Genomic DNA, 2,631 nt, shown 5'->3' with positions numbered 1-2,631 from the left:
CCGTAAATGCGCGTATTGCCTCGGGTAAAAAGCCGCCGGCGGCGGGCGGGGGGGGGTTTTTTTTTTTTTATCCTTTAGCAGGTTACAATATCCGGAGTGGCACTACGACGGAGACTGCACATGTCACAGGCTAACCTCAGCGAAACGCTGTTTAAACCTCGCTTCAAACATCCCGAAACTTCTACGCTGGTGCGTCGGTTTTCTGCCGGAAAACCCCAGGCGATGCAGTCGGCGCTGAGCGGCAATCACGTCGATCACTGGTACCGTCTGATCAACCGTTTGATGTGGATCTGGCGCGGCGTAACTCCGCAGGAGATCCTCGATGTGCAAGCGCGCATTGTGATGAGCGAGGCCGAACGAACCGATCCTGAGCTGTTCGATACCGTCATCGGCTATCGCGGCGGCAACTGGATCTTCGAGTGGGCGAAAGAAGCCATGCAGTGGCAGCAAAAGGCCGGGCAGGAAGCCGATCCTTTGCTGAGCGGCCGCCACTGGCTGCATGCCTCGAACCTGTATAGCATTGCCGCTTATCCGCATATTAAAGGCGATGAGCTGGCGGAACAGGCGCAGGCTTTAGCCAACCGGGCGTATGAAGAAGCCGCCCAGCGGCTGCCGGGCTCGCTGCGCGAGCTGGAGTTCACCATCCCTGGCGGCTCGCCGATAACCGGCTTTTTGCATATGCCGAAAGGCGAGGGGCCGTTTCCGACGGTGCTGATGTGCGGGGGGCTGGACTCGCTGCAGACCGATTATTACAACCTGTATGAGAACTACTTCTCACCGCTCGGCATTGCCATGCTGACCATTGATATGCCCTCCATCGGCTTCTCGTCAAAATGGACGCTAAATCAGGACACCAGCCTGCTGCATCAGCACGCGCTGCGCCATCTGGAAAATGTGCCGTGGATTGACCATACCCGGGTCGCCGCTTTCGGCTTCCGCTTTGGCGCCAATATCGCGGTGCGTCTGGGCTATCTGGAGCCGCAGCGGCTGAAGGCTGTAGCCTGTCTGGGCCCGGTCGTTCATGGTCTGCTGGTGGATCCCCTGCATCAGGGGCGCGTGCCGGAGATGTATCTTGACGTGCTGGCTTCGCGGCTGGGCATGCATGATGCGTCCGATGAAGCGCTACGCGTGGAGCTCAACCGCTATTCGTTAAAAACCCAGGGACTGCTGGGGCGCCGTTGCCCGACGCCGATGCTTTCCGGCTTCTGGAAGGACGATCCGTTCAGCCCCGAAGAGGAGTCGCGGTTAATCACCTCGTCATCTGCCGATGGCAAACTGCTTGAGATCCCGTTTAACCCGGTGTATCGCAATTTTGATCACGCATTGCGACAGATCGCCCGCTGGATCAATCATAGATTTGGTTAATTTATTGCTAAATTCTATTGGTTTGGTAAAACAGTTGCATCACTAAAGGAGATCGCAATGACGTTACCGAGTGGACACCTGAAAAGTAAGTTGATCAAGAAATTCACGGCGCTGGGGCCTTACATTCGCGAAGAGCAGTGCCATGACAACCGTTTCTTTTTCGATTGCCTGGCAGTTTGCGTCAATGTTAAGCCCGCACCGGAGAAGCGTGAATTCTGGGGCTGGTGGATGGAAATGGAAGCACAAGAGTCACGTTTCACCTATAGCTACCAGTTTGGCCTGTTCAATAAGGAAGGATCATGGCAGGCGGTCGACATTGACGACCCGGAAGTGAGCGACAGGCTGGAAAAAACGCTGCGCGAGTTTCACGAGCGCGCAGCAGCGCTGCTGACCACCTTTAATCTGAAGCTGGAACCGGCCGACGATTTCAGCGAGCCGGTTCGCCTGCGAGCCTGATTGATCTACGGATACGATTTCTCCACGCCCGTGCGGCGTGGAGATGCGTGCCGCCATACCCGTAATTTCCACCCCTCCATCTGACTCACCCTGCCTGCGGCGACAGCTTGCCAGCCATCGCCTGTTGAATAATCGGGATCGGAGTCAGTAAGTGCTCACGCATCAGCGCGCTGGCCTGTTCGGCGTCGCGCGCCAGAATAGCGTCCACCAGGGTCTGATGCTGGACATGCTTATCTTCCAGCATCTCCACCGACAGCACGGTGGTGCGCAGCCAGATGAAGCGGTAGCGCGCCGCCAGATCGAACAGCCGTTCGCGCATCTGCAGCAGATACTGCGAACCGCAGCCGGCGACGATGGCGGTGTGAAACGCCTGATGGCGCTGGTCCCATTCATCGAGTAGGTGCTCACTCGCTTCGCACGATTCCAGCTTGTTGAGCAGATGGGTGCGGGCCAGCAGCTCCGCTTCCCACTCGTCGCCGCCGCGTTCGATGGCGAGACGCACCAGCATGGCTTCCATGTTGGCGCGCGCGTCAAAGATATCGAGTAGCTCCTGTTCCGACATGGGCGCCACCCGATAGCCTTTCTGATTGACCACCGTCACCAGCCGCTCGGCCACCAGCTGCGAGAGCGCCTCGCGCAGCGGACCGACCCCCAGGCCATAGCGCGAGGTTAACAGGCTCATTCGCAGCTTCTCATCGGGCTGGTAGACCCCGCGGATGATGTCGTTTTTCAACCAACGGTACCCGTCAATGGCCGTCGCCTGGGGAATGGCGGTCATGTTCTTACTCCTGAATACTCTTCCCGGCGTGC

General features: G+C 58.1%; 3 protein-coding genes. 2 read left to right on the top strand and 1 reads right to left on the bottom strand.

The genetic code is table 11. The features are described 5' to 3' along the window. Positions 1 to 120: 120 nt before the first annotated feature. The gene (gene frsA / locus HMPREF9538_RS13705) at positions 121 to 1,365 is read left to right on the top strand and encodes an esterase FrsA (RefSeq protein WP_002889742.1); all 1,245 of its coding nucleotides are present in this window, start codon (positions 121 to 123) and stop codon (positions 1,363 to 1,365) included. 57 nt (positions 1,366 to 1,422) lie between these two features. Continuing rightward, on the top strand, positions 1,423 to 1,821 hold the full coding sequence (gene crl, locus HMPREF9538_RS13710; protein ID WP_002889793.1) for a sigma factor-binding protein Crl: 399 nt from the start codon (positions 1,423 to 1,425) through the stop codon (positions 1,819 to 1,821). An 85-nt stretch (positions 1,822 to 1,906) separates the two neighbouring features. On the opposite strand, the gene csiR is transcribed toward crl, so the two are convergent. Then, positions 1,907 to 2,599, bottom strand: a complete 693-nt coding sequence (gene csiR / locus HMPREF9538_RS13715; protein ID WP_020316540.1) for a DNA-binding transcriptional regulator CsiR — start codon at positions 2,597 to 2,599, stop codon at positions 1,907 to 1,909. Positions 2,600 to 2,631: the final 32 nt, after the last annotated feature.

It is taken from the genome of Klebsiella sp. MS 92-3, from assembly GCF_000195655.1.
GTDB classification, from domain to species: domain Bacteria; phylum Pseudomonadota; class Gammaproteobacteria; order Enterobacterales; family Enterobacteriaceae; genus Klebsiella; species Klebsiella pneumoniae.
This window is presented reverse-complemented; position numbering and strand designations above follow the sequence as displayed.

Bases quoted from the DNA above. Each gene is read 5' to 3' on its own strand.
- frsA (WP_002889742.1), top strand. From the start codon at position 121: ATGTCACAGGCTAACCTCAGCGAAACGCTGTTTAAACCTCGCTTCAAA.
- crl (WP_002889793.1), top strand. From the start codon at position 1,423: ATGACGTTACCGAGTGGACACCTGAAAAGTAAGTTGATCAAGAAATTC.
- csiR (WP_020316540.1), bottom strand. From the start codon at position 2,599: ATGACCGCCATTCCCCAGGCGACGGCCATTGACGGGTACCGTTGGTTG.